The sequence below is a fragment of the Xenorhabdus sp. PB30.3 genome, from assembly GCF_963895965.1.
Classification (GTDB): domain Bacteria; phylum Pseudomonadota; class Gammaproteobacteria; order Enterobacterales; family Enterobacteriaceae; genus Xenorhabdus; species Xenorhabdus stockiae.
In genome coordinates this window covers 33,059-51,619 of the sequence record NZ_CAWQMW010000115.1, presented here as the reverse complement: position 1 = coordinate 51,619, position 18,561 = coordinate 33,059, and the positions used below count along the sequence as shown (strand labels likewise).

Genomic DNA, 18,561 nt, shown 5'->3' with positions numbered 1-18,561 from the left:
AAATTTAATAATATTAATTTATGAAAATTTATTTTTTAGATTGCTCAGGAAATAGTGATAGTTTTGAGGAGATATAACAGATAATAGAGGGAATTTGAGTTCAGGGATGCGATGGTGAAATAGGATTAAGAAACTGGATATGTTAATAAGACAGGTAGGGGAAAATAAAAGTAACAAGAGGAAAATCAGATAAAATAGTAACAGTGGTGCGAAGGGGGGGACTTGAACCCCCACGTCCGTTAGGACACTAACACCTGAAGCTAGCGCGTCTACCAATTCCGCCACCCTCGCAGGTACTGTTATTTATCTGATTTGTTTAATGATGACTATCTGATTTGGTGCGAAGGGGGGGACTTGAACCCCCACGTCCGTTAGAACACTAACACCTGAAGCTAGCGCGTCTACCAATTCCGCCACCCTCGCAAATTCAGATACCATCTTTAAACAGATAGCATGGGGGCGCATTCTAGAGATTTTACGGCTGGCGTCAATCATTATTTATCGCAAGAAAGCATGACTGATGTAAAAATCGACATATTGCTATTGCCCTTCCGGGGAGATGGGCAATAGCGGTCTTTTGTCTGTTACTTCTTGGTGGCTTGGTAAATTTTGAATTTACCTGTCTGGGCAAGGACTTCGTGACTGCCGAAAGCGCTATCCAGTAAATCAGCATAAGGCAAAAACGAGTTTGCTACGATGCGGAATTTACCACCGGATTTCAGATAATTTGGTGCCATACGTATCATGTCATCAGCGGCTGCCATACTGGTTTTCAGACCATCATGGAATGGCGGATTAGAGACTATCCAGTTGAATTTCTCTTCAATAGCAGAATAGACGTTGCTGGTGATAACATTTCCTTCCAGTTTATTGGCTTTCAATGTTGCTTTACTGGATGTTATGGCGGCTGCATTGACATCGCTGAGAGTCAGTGACAAATCGGGATTATTTTTACCCAATACTGCGGCCAGCACACCAGAGCCACAGGCAATATCCAGCAAGTTGCCGGAAATCGGTTTATCAAAAGTGGAAAGCAGAAGACGGCTGCCGACATCCAGATCATCCTGACTGAATACGCCGGGCAGTGTATTGACGATGGTATCCCCAACCTGATAGCTATGCCACCAGTTGTTCTGATCAAACTGAACCTGTTGTTCAAGCTGACCATAAAAAAGGCTGCAACGGCGGGCAGTATCGACTTTGCGGAAAGTAACAATACCTTCCATCAACTTATCAACGCTACGCACACCACTGCGGTTTTCGCCGACAATAAAAATATTTGTTCCGACAGGCAGGATGGAAAACAGGCTGCGGAGTTGGAAACGGGCTTCCTGCTTGCTTTTTGGCCAGTAATAAATCAGCGTATCGCAATCTTTGACAAACGCTTTATCAGCCGTCAGGCCAAACTGAGCATTATCACCTAATGTACGGATCAGGGATTGCCAGTGATGATATTGACTAGTGTGTACCCGTACACTTGCGGCTTCGATTTCCGTTGCCAGTGTATCCTGAAGATCGCCTGCGAAGAGCAGATGATGGGAGTGGAATTGCTCTTGATGGCGCAGGATAACCTCACTGGCCGGTGTTAATGCTGACATCTATGTATAGCTCCTTATAGGTCTTTATCCGGTCATAATTATCTTTGGGCAAAGCTGGGATGCCATGTTGTTGGCGCAGAGATAAGCCCTCTGATACTATACCGCTCATCTTTCAGGTGACAGTTTTACTGCTGATAGCCTGAAATCTACTGGGTATATATTACCTGTTATTTTTTATGGCAGATGGAATAAAACACGATGACGAAGCGTGACAGATCACTAACCCGGTTGGGTATCACCCAATGGGTTCTGCGTAACCCTGCGGCCCTGCGGGGTGAATTATCTGTCCTCATCCCTGACTCAACCCGTCTGTTGATCATTACCCATGATCACATTGACTTAAGCCATTCATTACTTGCTGATATTTTCACAGCCATGGGGATTGATGCCTCATTAGTTTATTGCATCACAACAAAAGATGTTGAGCTGCTTTCGGAATCAATCCGCTGCCCATGCTGGCTGCTGGGGGTTGATATTACCTTATCAATACAAGGGATTTCTTTGAGAAGCCCGGCATTAAATGACTTATCCCTTGATGGGGATGCAAAACGTTCTCTTTGGCAACAAATTTACCATTATGAAGAATATTTCTCTATTAACTCCCGCTGATCTTCCCGCGGCCTTCCAGATAGAACAGGCCAGCCACCCCTTTCCGTGGAGTGAGAAAACATTCTACTCTAATCAGGGAGAGCGTTATCTCAATTATAAGATCGAGCTTAATAACCAGATAATTGGTTTTGCAATAACCCAGTATATTTTGGATGAAGCAACGCTATTTAATATCGCTATCCATCCGGAATATCAATCACAAGGGCATGGAAGAACGCTATTAAATTATCTGATTGACACATTACCTGAAAAACAGATAAATACGTTATGGCTTGAAGTCCGGTGTTCCAACCAGTCTGCAATTCGGTTATATGAAGATCTGGGCTTCAATGAAGTTTCCATCCGCAAAAATTATTACCCGACCGCGACAGGTAAGGAAGATGCCATTATTATGGCGTTACCGCTGTTTGGGTGAGTATGAGTGACGTACCCGTATATGAACTTTTGCGATTCAGGAGAAAGGGAATGTAGATTGAATCTGATGAAGTCATGATGATTTTCTGCATCATCATCTTGCGTATCATTAGTTGTTTATGACGCCAAGTTCAGCGAAAATAAACGCTAATTCCAATTAACATACCGGATTGGATGGATTAAGGGTCTCTGATGGCGCCTCAATATGGTATCGATCCGCGTACAGAATAGAAGATTTCAATAGATGTCAAATTCTCCATTTCTGCAAGAAGTTGCGAAACGGCGCACATTTGCAATAATTTCGCATCCTGATGCGGGTAAAACAACAATTACTGAAAAAGTCCTGTTATTCGGACAGGCAATTCAGAAAGCGGGAACGGTAAAAGGCCGGGGTTCCAATCAGCATGCTAAGTCAGACTGGATGGAAATGGAAAAACAACGTGGTATTTCCATTACCACCTCAGTGATGCAGTTTCCTTATGGCGATTGTCTGGTTAACCTGCTGGATACGCCGGGGCATGAAGACTTCTCTGAAGATACTTACCGTACTCTGACAGCGGTTGACTGCTGTCTGATGGTTATTGATGCGGCAAAAGGTGTTGAAGATCGTACCCGTAAGCTGATGGAAGTTACCCGCCTGCGTGACACGCCAATCCTGACATTCATGAATAAGCTCGACCGTGATATTCGTGATCCGATGGAGCTGATGGATGAAGTCGAAAATGAGCTGAAGATCGCTTGTTGTCCGATCACATGGCCTATCGGTTGTGGTAAGTCTTTCAAAGGGGTTTACCATCTGTATCAGGATGAAATTTATCTGTATCAATCCGGTCAGGGGCATACTATTCAGGAAGTCCGGGTTATTAAAGGCCTGGATAATCCTGAGCTGGATACTGCTGTCGGAGAAGAGTTGGCCGAGCAGTTGCGTGAAGAGCTGGAGTTAGTTAAAGGCGCATCACATGAATTTGATCTGGATGCCTTTTTGCAGGGTGAACTGACGCCGGTATTCTTTGGTACTGCGTTAGGTAACTTTGGTGTCGATCATATGCTTGATGGCCTGGTTAAGTGGGCCCCAACGCCAATGCCGCGTCAGACTGATGCGCGCGAAGTGACAGCACAAGAAGAAAAATTCTCCGGATTTGTGTTCAAAATTCAGGCCAATATGGACCCGAAACACCGTGACCGTGTAGCATTTTTGCGTATTGTTTCCGGTAAATATGAAAAAGGCATGAAACTGCGTCAGGTTCGTATCAAAAAAGATGTGGTTATCTCAGATGCACTGACTTTCATGGCTGGTGATCGTTCTCATGTTGAAGATGCGTATCCGGGCGATATTATTGGTCTGCATAACCACGGTACTATCCAGATTGGTGATACTTTCACTCAGGGTGAAGAGCTGAAATTTACCGGTATTCCTAACTTTGCTCCTGAACTGTTCCGCCGCATTCGTCTGCGTGATCCTCTGAAACAGAAACAATTGCTGAAAGGTCTGGTTCAGTTGTCGGAAGAGGGAGCTGTGCAGGTATTCCGTCCATTAACCAATAATGATTTGATTGTTGGTGCCGTGGGTGTGCTTCAGTTTGATGTTGTTGTTGCCCGGCTGAAGAGTGAATATAACGTAGAAGCACTCTATGAGCCTGTCAATGTTTCTACCGCTCGTTGGGTAGAATGTAGTGATGTCAAAAAGCTGGAAGAGTTCAAACGTAAGAATGAACAAAATTTAGCCTTTGATGGTGGTGATAACCTGAGCTACATTGCCCCAACCATGGTTAATTTAAACCTGACCAGCGAACGCTATCCTGAGGTGGTTTTCCGTAAAACACGGGAACATTGATATTTTTTATGGGCCAACACCTCGTTGGCCTTTTTTATTTTTCCTACCATAATTAATACTTTCTGTTTTATTTAAAAGCATCATTTCTAGGTATAAGAAAATATACGTGAGTTATTGTAAAGCTCATACCATTTGCTTAATTTATTGATATATCATCCTTTGACATTCTGGCTCAGATAAAAGGAAGGTAGTAGGATGAAAAATTTAAAGTTCACAAACTCATTCCTGGCTGTTGTTTTAGGCTCGGTACTAATAGGTGGTAACGCACTGGCAGCAGGAACATCTTCAACTTATCTGTCAGAAGGTAAAGCACAGGAAAATACAGACCAGAAAATTAATGATTCAAGAAATCATAGCGGGAAAAAAAGCGAGAACTCCCTTAAAAAAGCAGATAATAATTCTGACGATAGTGCTATTACTGCCCGAATAAAAGAAAGTTTTCTGGAAGATACCGGGCTTAATAGTCACGATAATAATATTTCAGTGAAAACAGAAAAAGGCGTAGTTTATCTTTCTGGTTTTGTCAAACACGAAGAGCTGGCAAAACGAGCTATCAGGCTTGCTCATAAAGTGGAAGGCGTTCAGGCCGTAAACAGCACCGTGTCCACTAAAAAATAATCTATTTTTTGTTGAGAGTGGCTGATAATAAGTCACTCTACCGGCTTATTCCCCAAATAAAACTTAATCTAATTAAGCGATTATCTCTTCAAGAATATAAAGGATAAGATCTATTCAGATTATCGGTAATAACTTGCCTGTTGGTGAATTAATCTCCATTATTTAATACAGGCTTTACGGATGCTTTGCTCAAATGATAAATCACTTGAGTGAGGAATTGTTTGCATAACATTATTACTAATTACTGAAAGATGATCATAATTCAAATGACACCTTGGAACAGACATTGACTTTGTAGGGGGAAATGTGGGGAAACATATTCCAATTACGTTGGGTAATATAGAGCCTTTAGCTTATACATCGCGGATAAAACCGGGAAAAATTGCACTTGTCTGTGAAGGAGGTGGGCAGCGTGGGATTTTTACCGCAGGTGTGTTAGATGAATTTCTCCGGTTAGATTTTAATCCGTTCGAATTATTTCTTGGTACCTCGGCTGGTGCTCAGAACCTTTCTGCTTATATCTGCGGTCAAAAAGGCTATGCCCGCAAGGTGATCAACAAGTACACAACCAATCCGACTTTCTTCAACCCATTGCGCTTTGTCCGGGGTGGGCATCTTATCGATTTGGATTGGTATATTGATATGATCTCTGAACAAATTCCCTTAAACATTCCTATTGCGATGGACCATTTTGATGATGGTCGTGAGTTTTATATGTGCACCTGCCGTGCTGATAATTTCGAAGCCAGTTATTTTCAACCTAATGAAAGTAACTGGATGGAAATTATCAAGGCTTCCAGCGCGATCCCCGGATTTTATCGCAATGGTGTAACGCTCGATGGTATCGTTTATCAGGATGGTGGCATTAGTGATGCGATTCCGGTTGAAGAGGCATATCGTCGGGGGGCTGATACTATTGTCGTGGTCAGGACAGTGCCTTCACAGCTTTATTATACGTCACAGTGGTTCAAGCGAGTGGAACGCTGGCTGGAAACCAGCAGTCAGCAAAAAATGCTCAGGATGTTGAAGCTGCATGCTACAAGTTACTTCCGGACACAACGGTTTATTGAAAATCCACCGGATGACGTACAAATCTTCGAAATTAGGCCACCCGCACCGTTGGCAACGATGGCTCTGGGGAGTAAAACGAAAGCATTGAATACAGATTATCATCTGGGTAGGCGTTGTGGGCGGTACTTTTTGGCGACTATCGGACATACTTTTGTCGGTGGTAAGTTTGGGCCGCAAAAACGTAAAAGTTACGGTGTTTCCCGCAGCGGTTTAAACCACGATGGAACGAACCGTAATTGTTTCCGTCGCAATAGTTTTCTGTGTAGTGAGCAGACCCCCGCAATAGATACTTCGGCAAGAATAGCGGAGGAAACCGGTGTGAATGACAGCGAACAGATGCCATTGACTGGTACTGCTATGATCAATAACGATTATGACGAACAATAATGATGACGACAAATATGCACAATGGATTTCAGGATGCCTCGCGGCGGTAAGAGAGTAACAAATTCGTCGGGAACGAATTTGCCCAGCCAAAGTCTGGCCTCCGGTGAGAGGCAGGAGCCTCTCAGTAATCCCCGTGAGCATAGATAACCGTATGTTTATAAAAACGGTGACTGGGGTGAACGAGCGCAGCCAACAAAGAGGCAACCTGAAAGACGAAGTGTATGATATGGATAAATAGATGTTTATTGACACACATTGCCATTTTGATTTCCCTCCTTTTTCGGGTGACGAAGCCGCAAGTTTAGAACGAGCCAGACAAGCAGGCGTTGAAAAAATTATTGTGCCGACTGTCAGTCAGGTATATTTCCAGAGGGTTGCTGATTTGGCGGCTAAGTATCAGGCAATCTATGCCGCGTTTGGATTGCATCCTTTATATATTAATGAACATCATGATACAGATCTGGATTGTCTGGAGCAGAAACTAAAAGAGAAACTCCCCCATTGTGTAGCCGTGGGTGAAATTGGGCTTGATCTGTACATGGCAGAACCCCAGTTTGAGCGGCAGAAAAACGTTCTGGCAGTTCAGCTTAAGCTGGCCAAAAAATATGAATTGCCTGTTCTGCTCCATTCCCGCAAAAGCCACGATCAACTGGCGGCAATGTTGCGAAAGCATCATGTTCCACGCACCGGCGTTATTCATGGCTTTGCTGGTAGCTTATCTCAGGCGCAGGCCTTTGTACGTATGGGTTTTTACATTGGCGTCGGGGGAACGATTACGTATGAAAGAGCGAAAAAAACGCGTGATACGATAGCTCGCTTACCTCTTTCCTCTTTAGTATTGGAAACGGATGCACCTGATATGCCATTAGCTGGTTTTCAGGGGCAGCCAAACCGACCCGAAAGAATCGCGCAGATTTTTTCTGTATTGTGTGAATTACGTCCTGAATCTCCGGATGAAATTTCCCGCCAAATTTATCAAAATAGCATGGCATTATTTGCGATCAGCTAATTTATCCCAGTGGAAATAGTCTACTTTTGGTTGAGCAAAATAGGCTATTCTGGTCGAAATAAACATTAATAATATTTAACTGGCATTATCTTCTCATTTCTTCCTTTTTTACCGCAAAATTATCTAAACCCTGATAAATTGAATGGTTATATGTGATATAAGTCTCATTTTCTGTTTTTATATTACTTTTTGCTGCATTAATTTGTGATGTCAGTTGCTTGTTCTTTTTTACTACTGGGTATAATCGCCTCCACACACAGTGTCAGTAGGAACTCACAATATAACTGACATATTTTTAATTCATTCAGTGAACAGGGATTCTTCCAATGCAACTCATTATGAGCCTGATAGGGATGGTAGTGCTGATTTTTATCGCAGTACTTTTCTCGAGTAATTATAAAGCTATTAAAATCCGCACTGTCCTTGGGGCCTTCTTGATTCAGGTTATTGTTGGTGCATTTGTACTTTATGTACCAGCAGGTAAAGACATTCTGGGTGGAATGTCAAAAGGTGTTTCCAATGTAATTGGATATGGTCAGCAGGGAATGGATTTCATTTTTGGCGGGCTGGTATCCAACAAAATGTTTGAGCTGTTCGGCGGCGGCGGTTTTGTCTTTGCCCTGCGCGTTCTGCCAGTCATCGTTTTCTTCTCTTCTCTGATTGCCGTTTTGTATTACATTGGTGTTATGCAGCTAATCATCAAGATTTTGGGTGGTGGCCTGCAAAAAGTATTGGGAACATCACGTACTGAATCCCTGTCAGCAACAGCGAATATCTTCGTTGGCCAGACTGAAGCGCCTCTGGTTGTTCGTCCTTATATTGCGAGCATGACACAATCCGAACTATTTGCCGTGATGTGTGGTGGTCTGGCATCGGTAGCAGGTTCTGTACTGGCGGGTTATGCATCAATGGGTGTTCCACTGGAATATCTGATTGCAGCGTCATTCATGGCAGCGCCGGGTGGCCTGCTGTTTGCGAAACTGATGGTACCGGAAACTGAAACCACTCACGATAATGTTGATGCTATGTCACTGGTATCAGCAGAAGATCGCCCTGCAAATATTATTGATGCGGCGGCATCTGGTGCAGCATCCGGTATGCAGCTGGCTCTGAATGTGGGTGCAATGCTGTTGGCATTTATTGCTCTGATTGCTTTACTGAATGGTATTCTGGGTGGCATTGGTGGCTGGTTCAATTACCCGCAATTATCTCTGGAACTGCTGTTAGGCTGGGTATTCTCACCAATCGCTTACCTGATTGGTGTACCGTGGAATGAAGCAACAGTTGCTGGTTCTTTCATCGGACAGAAACTGGTCGTTAATGAATTCGTTGCATTTATGAACTTTGGTGAATACCTGAAACCGGATGATGTTGTCCGCGCAGCTGGACTTCAGGTTCTTTCTGAACATACGAAAGCAATTATTTCTTTCGCACTGTGTGGCTTTGCTAACCTTTCTTCTGTTGCTATCTTGCTGGGCGGTTTAGGCGGTATGGCACCAAGCCGTCGTGGTGACATTGCCCGTTTTGGTTTGAAAGCAGTATTGGCTGGTTCACTCTCTAACCTGATGAGTGCCACAATTGCAGGGTTCTTCCTCTCTCTGGCATAATTAGGAAGTCTAACCAGAAAACACAGACTAGATTGAATGCAGGTGAGTTAATCTTACCTGCATTTTATTTTTTCCGGGCTTAATCAATGTGATTTTAATCACGATAAAATGATAATAATTGCAATTTTCATTTGATTAGTGTGATTCTGAGCATGAATTATTACATACTTACATGTTCAAATAATGATGAATCAAGATTTCATTGATTAAGCTAATACCTGCCGGGCAAGACAAGCTGAAAAAATCATACTAAAGAAAAAGGTGCGGAGAGAAGGAGCTCTGTTGTTGCGGCGAGATAGGGCATTGCAACATCTTCAAGGAACCAAGTCCGCTCACCAACATATGAATACATTAATAATTCGGAACAGTTAGCGATTATACACAATGAATTTCAAGATGCATCGCGGCGGAAAGGGAGTAAATCCCCAGGAGCATAGATAACTATGTGACTGGGGTGAGCGAGCGCAGCCAACAAAGAGGCAACTTGAAAGACGAAGTGTATAAATGTTCGGAAGAATATGTGAACTGATTCAGTTACGATAAAAATACCGTTGGAGAGTTTTATGACCGATTTAACCGCAGCTGCTCAGCGTGCGCTGAGCTTGATGGATTTAACTACACTCAATGATGATGATACTGATGAGAAAGTGACAGCACTTTGCCATCAGGCAAACAGTCCGGCAGGGCATACTGCGGCCATCTGTATCTATCCGCGTTTTATTCCCCTCGCTCGTAAGGTATTACGTGAACAGGGAACACCGGATATCCGGATTGCTACTGTTACGAACTTCCCTCATGGCAATGATGATATTGATATCGCGCTGGCAGAAACCCGTGCAGCAATTGCTTATGGTGCAGATGAAGTGGATGTGGTTTTCCCTTATCGCGCATTGATGGCGGGTAACGAACAAATTGGTTTTGATCTGGTTAAAGCCTGTAAAGATGCCTGTGCTGAATCAGGTGTCTGGCTAAAAGTCATTATTGAAACCGGAGAGCTGAAAGACGCTGCGCTGATCCGTAAAGCCTCTGAAATCTCGATTAAAGCGGGTGCTGATTTTATTAAGACATCAACCGGGAAAGTGCCGGTTAATGCGACACTGGAAAGTGCAGAGATTATGCTGAGTGTCATCCGTGATATGGACGTGGGAGAGAATGTCGGGTTTAAACCGGCGGGCGGCGTCCGCACAGCAGAAGAAGCAGCACAATATCTGGCACTGGCAGGCCGGATCATGGGCGATAAATGGGCAGACTCCCGCCATTTCCGTTTTGGCGCTTCCAGTCTGCTGGGTAGCTTATTGACGGCGCTGGGTCATCAGGGTCAAAAACAAAACAGTGGTTATTAACAATAGCAATTATTGAGAACAGTAGTTATTGGGAACAGTAGTTATTGGGAATAGAAGTTATTGAATGCAGAAGTTATGAAAACAGTCGTTTAAGATCAATAACAATGCCTTGAATGTTCGTTAAGATAGAGCTGATTCATGACTACTGTTCTTCTCAGACAATGATAATGGGAGGTAGCTTTGTTTTTGGCACAGGAAATTATCCGCAAAAAACGAGATGGTTTTTCACTGAGCGAAGAAGAAATCCGCTTCTTTATTAACGCTGTGCGTGATAATACGGTATCAGAAGGGCAAATTGCTGCTCTGGCGATGGCCATTTATTTCCGGGATATGACGATGGAAGAGCGTATTGCCTTAACATTGGCGGTACGTGATTCTGGTACAGTCCTTGACTGGAAAAAGCTGAATCTGCCCGGCCCGGTCGTGGATAAACACTCGACAGGAGGGGTTGGTGATGTGACATCCCTGATGCTGGGACCGATGGTTGCAGCATGTGGAGGTTATGTTCCGATGATCTCAGGGCGTGGATTAGGTCATACCGGAGGGACGCTGGATAAATTAGAATCCATCCCCGGGTTTGACATTTTCCCCGATGATCACCGATTCCGTGACATTATCCGGGATGTTGGTGTTGCAATTATCGGTCAGACTGAATCACTGGCACCCGCGGATAAACGTTTTTATGCAACACGTGATATTACTGCTACTGTTGATTCTATTCCGCTGATTACCGCTTCTATTCTGGGCAAAAAACTGGCTGAAGGATTAGACGCTTTAGTTATGGATGTGAAAGTCGGTTCTGGCGCATTTATGCCGACTTATGAGCAGTCAGAACAGCTGGCGGAATCGATTGTTGCGGTGGCTAATGGTGCGGGTTGTAAAACAACGGCGCTGTTGACAGATATGAATCAGGTATTAGCATCCAGTGCCGGTAATGCGCTGGAAGTGCGTGAAGCGGTGCAGTTTCTGACAGGAGAGTACCGCAATCCCCGTTTATTTGAAGTGACTATGGCATTATCTGCTGAAATGTTGGTATCGGGTAAACTGGCAGAAGATCGTGATGCGGCATATCGTCAATTACAGGCAGTGCTCGATAATGGTAAGGCTGCGGAAATATTCGGGCGTATGGTGGCAGCTCAGAAAGGGCCGGTTGATTTTATTGAAAACTATGACCGTTATTTACCGACAGCTTCTTTCAGCAGACCCGTATTTGCTGAAAATAATATAATTAAAAAGCAAAGCATTGTAACAGCAATGGATACCCGTGCATTAGGGATGGCAGTCGTTGCATTAGGCGGTGGTCGCCGTAAAGCGTCTGATCCGATTAATTACAGTGTGGGGCTGAGTGATATTATTGCGCTTGGCTCAGAAGTAAACACAGATACTCCTCTGATGGTGATTCATGCCAATAATGAAGATGACTGGCATATGGCGGCAGAGGCTGTGCGTGCATCGCTTGTTTTTCAACAGGCACATACTTCGGCAACAGAAGTGGATGCCGGAATGAAAGTCGCCACCCAGATGGTTTATCGTCGTATTGGTGGATAATTCAACAGAAGTATTGAATAGATTTTAATAGCTGGCAGTTCCCGCATTGATAGCGTGAATTGACACAGGAGAAAATTATGAAACGTACATTCATCATGGTCTTGGATTCCTTTGGTATCGGTGCGAGTGCAGATGCAGAAAGATTTGGTGACAAAGGGTCTAACACTTTAGGGCATATTGCAGAACAGTGCGCTCGTGGTGAAGCTGATATCGGTCGTCAGGGATTGTTGAAGTTACCGAATCTGAGCCGTTTGGGACTGGGAAAAGCAACGGAAGAATCCAGTGGAACCTTCCCGGTTGGTTTGGATAAAGATGCCGAAATTATCGGTGCCTATGGTTATGCGAGTGAACTTTCTTCTGGTAAAGACACACCATCAGGTCATTGGGAAATTGCCGGTGTTCCGGTTTTATTCGACTGGGGTTATTTTCACGAATTAGAAAACAGCTTCCCACAGGAATTATTGGATAAACTGGTTGAACGTGCCAACCTGCCGGGTTATCTGGGTAACTGCCACTCTTCCGGTACCGTTATTCTGGACAAGCTGGGAGAAGAGCACATGAAAACGGGTAAACCGATTTTCTATACCTCAGCGGATTCCGTTTTCCAGATTGCTTGTCATGAAGAAACATTCGGTCTGGATAAACTATATGAATTATGTGAAATCGCCCGTGAAGAGCTCACTGATGGCGGTTATAACATCGGCCGTGTAATTGCCCGTCCGTTTGTCGGCGATAAAGCAGGTAACTTCCAGCGCACCGGTAATCGCCATGATTTGGCTGTTGAGCCGCCAGCGCCAACTGTACTGAAAAAACTGGTTGATGAGAAACAGGGTGAAGTGGTTTCCATTGGTAAAATTGCTGATATTTACGCGAATGTCGGTATCACTAAAAAAGTGAAAGCGACGGGAATTGATGCGCTGTTTGATGCTTCATTGGTAGAGATGGAGCAGGCCGGTGACAATACGATTGTATTCACCAACTTTGTTGATTTTGACTCATCTTACGGTCATCGCCGTGATGTAGCCGGTTATGCTGCTGCGCTGGAACTGTTTGATCGCCGTTTGCCGGAAATGCTGAAGATGGTGAAAGAAGATGACATTCTGATCCTGACGGCTGACCACGGTTGTGATCCAACCTGGCCGGGTACGGATCATACCCGTGAGCATATACCTGTACTGGTTTATGGGCCAAAGGTAAAACCGGGCTCATTAGGGCATCGTGAAACCTTTGCTGACATTGGTCAGACAGTGGCGAAATATTTCGACCTGACACCAATGGATTACGGCAAAGTGATGTTCTGATTTTCCGGGGGAGCCGTTGGTTTCCCCGATCGCTAATATTTTTTTAATACCCATACCCTATGGATTTTGAGCGGCATCGCGGCGGCAAGTGAGTGAGTCCCCGGAGCATAGGTAGCTATGTGACCGGGAGGAGCGAGCACAGCCACCAAAAAGGCAGCCCGAAAGACAACGGGTATAATAAAAACAAGGAATAGATTTATGGCCACCCCACATATTAATGCTGAGATGGGCGATTTTGCTGATGTTGTTTTAATGCCAGGCGATCCACTGCGTGCAAAATACATTGCAGAAACTTTTCTGGAAGATGTGCGTCAGGTTAACGATGTGCGCGGTATGCTCGGCTTCACTGGTACTTATAAAGGCCGTCGCATTTCAGTTATGGGGCACGGTATGGGCATTCCATCCTGTTCCATTTATGCCAAAGAATTGATCACCGAATTTGGTGTCAAAAAGATTATCCGTATTGGCTCCTGTGGTGCCGTAAGCGAAGATGTTAAAATTCGTGACGTAGTGATTGGTATGGGTGCTTGTACTGACTCTAAAGTCAACCGTCTGCGTTTTAAAGATCATGATTTTGCAGCAATCGCTGACTTTGATTTGATCCGTAATGCGGTTGATGCAGCTAAAGCGAAAAATATCAATGCGCGTGTTGGTAACATTTTCTCCGCGGATCTGTTCTATACTCCAGACCCACAAATGTTCGATGTCATGGAAAAATACGGCATTTTGGGCGTTGAAATGGAAGCGGCTGGCATTTACGGTGTTGCGGCTGAATTTGGTGCAAAAGCACTGGCAATTTGTACTGTTTCTGACCATATTCGTACAGGTGAACAGACTACTGCTGAAGAGCGTCAAACTACTTTCAATGACATGATTGAAATCGCTCTTGAATCTATTTTGTTAGGTGACAATTAAAAATAATGTAATTTAATTACTTTATTAAAATAAAAGCTCTTCTCTATAATGAGAAGGGCTTTTTTATTATCCAGTATAATATGTTTTTCAGATGGTTTTATTAAGAATTAATCTCATTTATTTGTTTGTCTGTTTTCATTTTATCAATCGCTGATTTTATTATGAAAATAATAAATGAATCTTTTTAACAAAAAACACCCATTCAACTAAAGTAATAATTTAATATTATAATTAGCGTGTTAATTTTCTAAAATAGATGAATATTTTGCTTATATTTTGTCTTCTCCTTTTGTTTTGATATTAAAATCTGATTTTTATCATTATCTTAGTTTAATTGAGTATTTTTTTATTTTAAAAAAGACAAAATCGCTCAATAAAGACGCGCAAACTAAGATTCTAAACTATTCGTCTTTGTGAGATGCAATTCAGGAAAATAATCTAAATTTACATGTTTATCAGTAAAATATATTGCTGTCTATGCGTGGTTTTTGGTAAAAACTCATATCCGATACGCAGTTAGGGATCATTGCCAGTTTTATCCGCTGAAATTTGACTTAGGGTGCTTTGTATAGAATCATAATATCGATTTCATTTAGTTGAACAGTTAAGCAGTCTGTCAAAAAACTAAATAGCAATTATCCTAAGAGCCAGAAATTAATTTCTGGGTTTAGGACATTCCTTGAATATAAATCCCTACTTTTTAATTAAAAGGTATAAATTCGATTATGAAACTGAATAAATTGGCAATGGTTTTAGGTCTTGGTGTCGCTTTAACTGCAGGCGCTGCAAATGCAGGTGGAAGTGATGACAACATGAATGATCGTGGTTTTGTTCACTTCAAAGGTTCTATTATTAATCCGACTTGTTCAATTAAAAATTCTCATATTGATGTTAATTTTGGCGAAGTTCGGACTTCTAAGTTTAAGTCCAATCCAGACGGTCAATCCGAACGTATACCTTTTGATATTATTTTAGACAAATGTTCTGATATCACAGGAAAGAAAATTTCCACAACGTTCACAGGCGATACGGTTGATGCTAATGGCGATCTTTTAGCTATTAAAGGTAAAGCTAAAGGTGTAGGCATCCAAATTGGCGACTTAAATGACGGTGAGAACGGAAGACTGATTCGTTTCGGCACACCTACAACTGGTGTAGATGCAGTTGATAACCGCCTGCGTTTCGATGCAAACCTGAAAGTTATTCCTGGTCAAACTGTAACAACAGGTGACTTCTATGCATTCGCATACTTTACTATGAACTACCTGTAATAGTGAAAACTAAAGGCTAGTTTTTAATTGCTGAATGTCAGGAAGCCCATATCATTTTGATTTTTTATTTGGGTTTCCTGGCATAACTATTGAGCCTATTTCAAACATGCACTGTGTTTAATAACGGTGTTTAAAACTGATAAGAAAGCGATTTAAGTGGCTTGAGAATTGAACAGCTTCTTTAGAGTTAATTGAAGTTGATGTTTTCTCAGTTACCTATATTCGGAAAATCACACATTCTGCCATACATACGGATTTGGCACTATCAGGCAGTAATTAAATTCAAATTGAATTATTAACGATTCATTGCTTAGAGGATGTTATGGCTTGGTTTATAGCTTCTATGAATCATGATTTTTCGTCTGTTAATAAAGAAACACGCAGTAATAGAAAAAGAATCTTTAATAAAAACCACGTGCTTAATAAACAAAGAATAGCTAATAAAATAAATACGAAACCTTCGAAGCCCGGTATTAAGCTACTTTCTGCCCTGATACTATTTTCTCTGTCCGGTATCCAGTTTGCTTATTCTAAGCCTATTGAATTCAATACTGATGCGCTGGATATTAATGAACGCTCCAATATTGATTTGGAGAAGTTTTCCCGTGCAGGTTATATCATGCCGGGGAACTATATGATGGCAGTTCGGGTGAATCAGTCTGAATTGCAGGATATGTATCCTATTGACTTTCTCGTGCCGGATAATGATCCGAAAGGCAGTGAAGCCTGTATTTCCCCAGAGTTAGTGAAAAGAATCGGCCTGCAATCAAAATGGGCCGATAAATTAGTCTGGCAGAATAATGAAAAATGCCTTGATCTGAATAGCCTGCCGGGAACCTTGGTTAAAGGGGATTTAGCCACTTATACCCTGTATTTAGTTGTTCCTAAAATCTATCTGGAATATGAATCACCGAATTGGGACCCTCCTTCCCGCTGGGATGAAGGTGTACCCGGATTGTTATTTGATTACAACCTTTATGCACAGGCAACTAAACCAGATCATGGTAGTGCTCGCCAGCAAATCAGCGCAAATGGTACGACAGGCATTAATGCCGGCGCGTGGCGCTTCCGTGCAAACTGGCAGAGCAGATACGATCACACTAATACCGGGAAGAACGGTTCGGATGATACAAATCGCTCCAGTTCCAGAAAACGCAGTTGGGACTGGACCCGTTACTACGCGTATCGCGCACTTCCCACTATGGAAGCTAAGCTGACACTGGGAGAGAGTTACCTTAATTCCAATATTTTCGATAGCTTCCGTTATACCGGGATTAGTCTGGTAACAGATGAAAATATGCTACCGCCTAATTTACGCGGCTATGCCGCTGAGGTTACAGGTGTAGCGAGAACTAATGCCAAAGTCACTATCAGCCAGATGGGAAGAGTGCTGTATGAAACCCAGGTTTCCGCAGGCCCATTCCGTATTCAGGATCTCAGTGATGCCGTAGCAGGGACACTGGATGTCAGAATTGAAGAGCAGGATGGTAGTGTTCAGCAATTTCAGGTCAATACGGCAACCGTTCCTTTCCTAACGCGCCCCGGACGTGTGCAGTACAAATTTATTGGCGGACAATCCACGAATGAAAAGCATCGTCGTGAAGGGCCGGCTTTTGGTTTGGGAGAATTTTCCTGGGGGATCAATAACGGCTGGTCATTGTATGGCGGGCTTTTGGCTGCGGGTGACTATGACGCCTTATCGCTGGGGATAGGACGTGATTTGCTGATGTTTGGGGCATTAGCGTTTGATGTAACAGGTTCAAGAGCAAAATTGCCGGCTGAGAACAAAACGTTGACGGGGGGATCTTATCGCCTCAGTTACTCTAAGCGTTTTGAAGAATACAACAGTCAGCTGACATTTGCCGGATATCGCTTCTCTGAACGTGATTTCATGAGTATGGGGCAATATATTGACCGTCGTTACCGTTCCCGAAATATATCCACTGATAGTGGAAAAGAACTATATACCGTTAATTTAAATAAACAATTTAATGAATTAGGGTTCAGCACCACTTTCAGCTATAGCCACCAGACCTACTGGAATAAGCCAACGAATAACCGCTATGACCTCTCTTTATCCAAACATCTGGATATAGCACGTTATAAAGGTATCTACGTCAATTTATCCGCTTATCGTAACAATTTTGACAATAAAAAAGATGATGGCTTGTATCTGAGCCTCTCCATTCCCTGGGGAGAAACAGGCACTGTCAGCTATAACGGATTAGTCAATCGTCAGGGTAATGGTCATACCGTCGGTTATTTCAATCGAATTGATGATCGTAATAACTATCGCATTTCAACAGGTGTGAATACTCGTGGAAGGGCAACAGTAGACGGTTATTACACCCATTATGGTGATGAAGCATTGGTGACCGCCAGCGCCAGCCATCAATCCGATAGTAATACTAGCGCGACTCTGGGTTTACAGGGTGGGATCACTGCAACGGGCAAAGGAGTCGCTTTACACCGTACAAATATAGCTGGTGCAACCCGCCTGATGGTAGATACCGAAGGTGTTCGGAATGTGCCAGTCCAGACATACGGCTCTTCAATTCACTCCAATTACTTTGGCAAAGCTGTACTGGCTGATGTGAACAGCTATCACCGTAATACCGCAAATATTGACTTGGATAAATTGCCGGATGACGTGGAGGCAATGCGTTCGGTTCAGCTGGCGACATTAACCGAAGGTGCCATTGGATATCGTAAATTCCAGGTGATATCCGGGATTAAAGCCATGACAGTGATCCGTTTGCCTAATGGTTCGTTCCCGCCTTTTGGTGCATCTGTTATGAACGCCAGCCAACGGGAAATTGGCATGGTGAGTGATGATGGCTATGCCTACCTGAGTGGAATGAAAAAGGGTGAGAAATTGCAGATTCATTGGGATGGACATGCTCAGTGTGAGGTGACTGTACCAGATGATATCTCATCAGAGTATTCAACCGCATTTTTGCTGCCTTGCCAGTTTTTAAATGTAAATGATAAGTAAAAAGTAATAAAAAAAACCACAGAATAGGTTTTTTATGAAGT

General features: G+C 43.1%; 14 protein-coding genes and 2 tRNA genes. 13 read left to right on the top strand and 3 right to left on the bottom strand.

The window, feature by feature from the left end:
- Positions 1–204: 204 nt before the first annotated feature.
- From AACX38_RS08025 to rsmC, 3 genes are all read right to left on the bottom strand, one after another.
- A tRNA-Leu gene (locus tag AACX38_RS08025) sits at positions 205–291 on the bottom strand.
- 45 nt (positions 292–336) lie between these two features.
- A tRNA-Leu gene (locus tag AACX38_RS08020) sits at positions 337–423 on the bottom strand.
- Positions 424–584: 161 nt separating this feature from the next.
- Complete coding sequence (rsmC, locus tag AACX38_RS08015) at positions 585–1,598, bottom strand: 16S rRNA (guanine(1207)-N(2))-methyltransferase RsmC (protein ID WP_099120642.1); 1,014 nt, start codon at positions 1,596–1,598, stop codon at positions 585–587.
- 198 nt (positions 1,599–1,796) lie between these two features.
- Here rsmC and AACX38_RS08010 point away from each other — a divergent pair, with 198 nt between their 5' ends.
- The 13 genes from AACX38_RS08010 (at position 1,797) to AACX38_RS07950 (ending at position 18,520) form a co-directional block, all read left to right on the top strand.
- Positions 1,797–2,207 (top strand): DNA polymerase III subunit psi, encoded by a 411-nt coding sequence (locus AACX38_RS08010; RefSeq protein WP_099108848.1) that lies wholly within the window; start codon positions 1,797–1,799, stop codon positions 2,205–2,207.
- The gene (rimI, locus tag AACX38_RS08005; RefSeq protein WP_228863930.1) at positions 2,176–2,622 is read left to right on the top strand and encodes a ribosomal protein S18-alanine N-acetyltransferase; all 447 of its coding nucleotides are present in this window, start codon (positions 2,176–2,178) and stop codon (positions 2,620–2,622) included. The genes AACX38_RS08010 and rimI overlap by 32 nt, the downstream gene beginning before the upstream one ends.
- Before the next feature lie 243 nt (positions 2,623–2,865).
- Entirely contained in the window at positions 2,866–4,455 is a 1,590-nt protein-coding gene (prfC, locus tag AACX38_RS08000) for a peptide chain release factor 3 (RefSeq protein ID WP_099108846.1), read from the top strand.
- A gap of 195 nt (positions 4,456–4,650) precedes the next feature.
- Positions 4,651–5,073 (top strand): BON domain-containing protein, encoded by a 423-nt coding sequence (locus AACX38_RS07995; protein ID WP_099120644.1) that lies wholly within the window; start codon positions 4,651–4,653, stop codon positions 5,071–5,073.
- A gap of 306 nt (positions 5,074–5,379) precedes the next feature.
- Positions 5,380–6,531, top strand: coding sequence for a patatin-like phospholipase family protein (locus AACX38_RS07990; protein WP_228863929.1), 1,152 nt, complete (start codon positions 5,380–5,382; stop codon positions 6,529–6,531).
- Positions 6,532–6,769: 238 nt separating this feature from the next.
- Positions 6,770–7,540 (top strand): TatD family hydrolase, encoded by a 771-nt coding sequence (locus tag AACX38_RS07985; protein ID WP_228863928.1) that lies wholly within the window; start codon positions 6,770–6,772, stop codon positions 7,538–7,540.
- Between the two features lie 338 nt (positions 7,541–7,878).
- Entirely contained in the window at positions 7,879–9,147 is a 1,269-nt protein-coding gene (locus AACX38_RS07980) for a NupC/NupG family nucleoside CNT transporter (protein ID WP_193756871.1), read from the top strand.
- A gap of 563 nt (positions 9,148–9,710) precedes the next feature.
- On the top strand, positions 9,711–10,490 hold the full coding sequence (deoC, locus tag AACX38_RS07975) for a deoxyribose-phosphate aldolase (protein ID WP_228863927.1): 780 nt from the start codon (positions 9,711–9,713) through the stop codon (positions 10,488–10,490).
- Between the two features lie 180 nt (positions 10,491–10,670).
- A complete protein-coding gene (gene deoA, locus AACX38_RS07970) occupies positions 10,671–12,038 on the top strand; it encodes a thymidine phosphorylase (protein ID WP_228863926.1) in 1,368 nt (455 codons plus the stop codon).
- A 77-nt stretch (positions 12,039–12,115) separates the two neighbouring features.
- Positions 12,116–13,339 carry a phosphopentomutase gene (deoB, locus tag AACX38_RS07965; protein WP_099120649.1) on the top strand — a complete coding sequence of 408 codons (1,224 nt, stop codon included), beginning with the start codon at positions 12,116–12,118 and terminating at the stop codon, positions 13,337–13,339.
- A 198-nt stretch (positions 13,340–13,537) separates the two neighbouring features.
- Positions 13,538–14,254, top strand: a complete 717-nt coding sequence (deoD, locus tag AACX38_RS07960) for a purine-nucleoside phosphorylase (protein ID WP_099108838.1) — start codon at positions 13,538–13,540, stop codon at positions 14,252–14,254.
- 725 nt (positions 14,255–14,979) lie between these two features.
- Complete coding sequence (locus AACX38_RS07955) at positions 14,980–15,525, top strand: fimbrial protein (protein WP_228863925.1); 546 nt, start codon at positions 14,980–14,982, stop codon at positions 15,523–15,525.
- Positions 15,526–15,847: 322 nt separating this feature from the next.
- The gene (locus tag AACX38_RS07950; RefSeq protein ID WP_228863924.1) at positions 15,848–18,520 is read left to right on the top strand and encodes an outer membrane usher protein; all 2,673 of its coding nucleotides are present in this window, start codon (positions 15,848–15,850) and stop codon (positions 18,518–18,520) included.
- Positions 18,521–18,561 lie beyond the last annotated feature (41 nt).

Coding starts and splice junctions, on each gene's coding strand:
- rsmC (WP_099120642.1), bottom strand. CDS start 1,598: ATGTCAGCATTAACACCGGCCAGTGAGGTTATCCTGCGCCATCAAGAG.
- AACX38_RS08010 (WP_099108848.1), top strand. CDS start 1,797: ATGACGAAGCGTGACAGATCACTAACCCGGTTGGGTATCACCCAATGG.
- rimI (WP_228863930.1), top strand. CDS start 2,176: ATGAAGAATATTTCTCTATTAACTCCCGCTGATCTTCCCGCGGCCTTC.
- prfC (WP_099108846.1), top strand. CDS start 2,866: ATGTCAAATTCTCCATTTCTGCAAGAAGTTGCGAAACGGCGCACATTT.
- AACX38_RS07995 (WP_099120644.1), top strand. CDS start 4,651: ATGAAAAATTTAAAGTTCACAAACTCATTCCTGGCTGTTGTTTTAGGC.
- AACX38_RS07985 (WP_228863928.1), top strand. CDS start 6,770: ATGTTTATTGACACACATTGCCATTTTGATTTCCCTCCTTTTTCGGGT.
- AACX38_RS07980 (WP_193756871.1), top strand. CDS start 7,879: ATGAGCCTGATAGGGATGGTAGTGCTGATTTTTATCGCAGTACTTTTC.
- deoC (WP_228863927.1), top strand. CDS start 9,711: ATGACCGATTTAACCGCAGCTGCTCAGCGTGCGCTGAGCTTGATGGAT.
- deoB (WP_099120649.1), top strand. CDS start 12,116: ATGAAACGTACATTCATCATGGTCTTGGATTCCTTTGGTATCGGTGCG.
- deoD (WP_099108838.1), top strand. CDS start 13,538: ATGGCCACCCCACATATTAATGCTGAGATGGGCGATTTTGCTGATGTT.
- AACX38_RS07955 (WP_228863925.1), top strand. CDS start 14,980: ATGAAACTGAATAAATTGGCAATGGTTTTAGGTCTTGGTGTCGCTTTA.
- AACX38_RS07950 (WP_228863924.1), top strand. CDS start 15,848: ATGGCTTGGTTTATAGCTTCTATGAATCATGATTTTTCGTCTGTTAAT.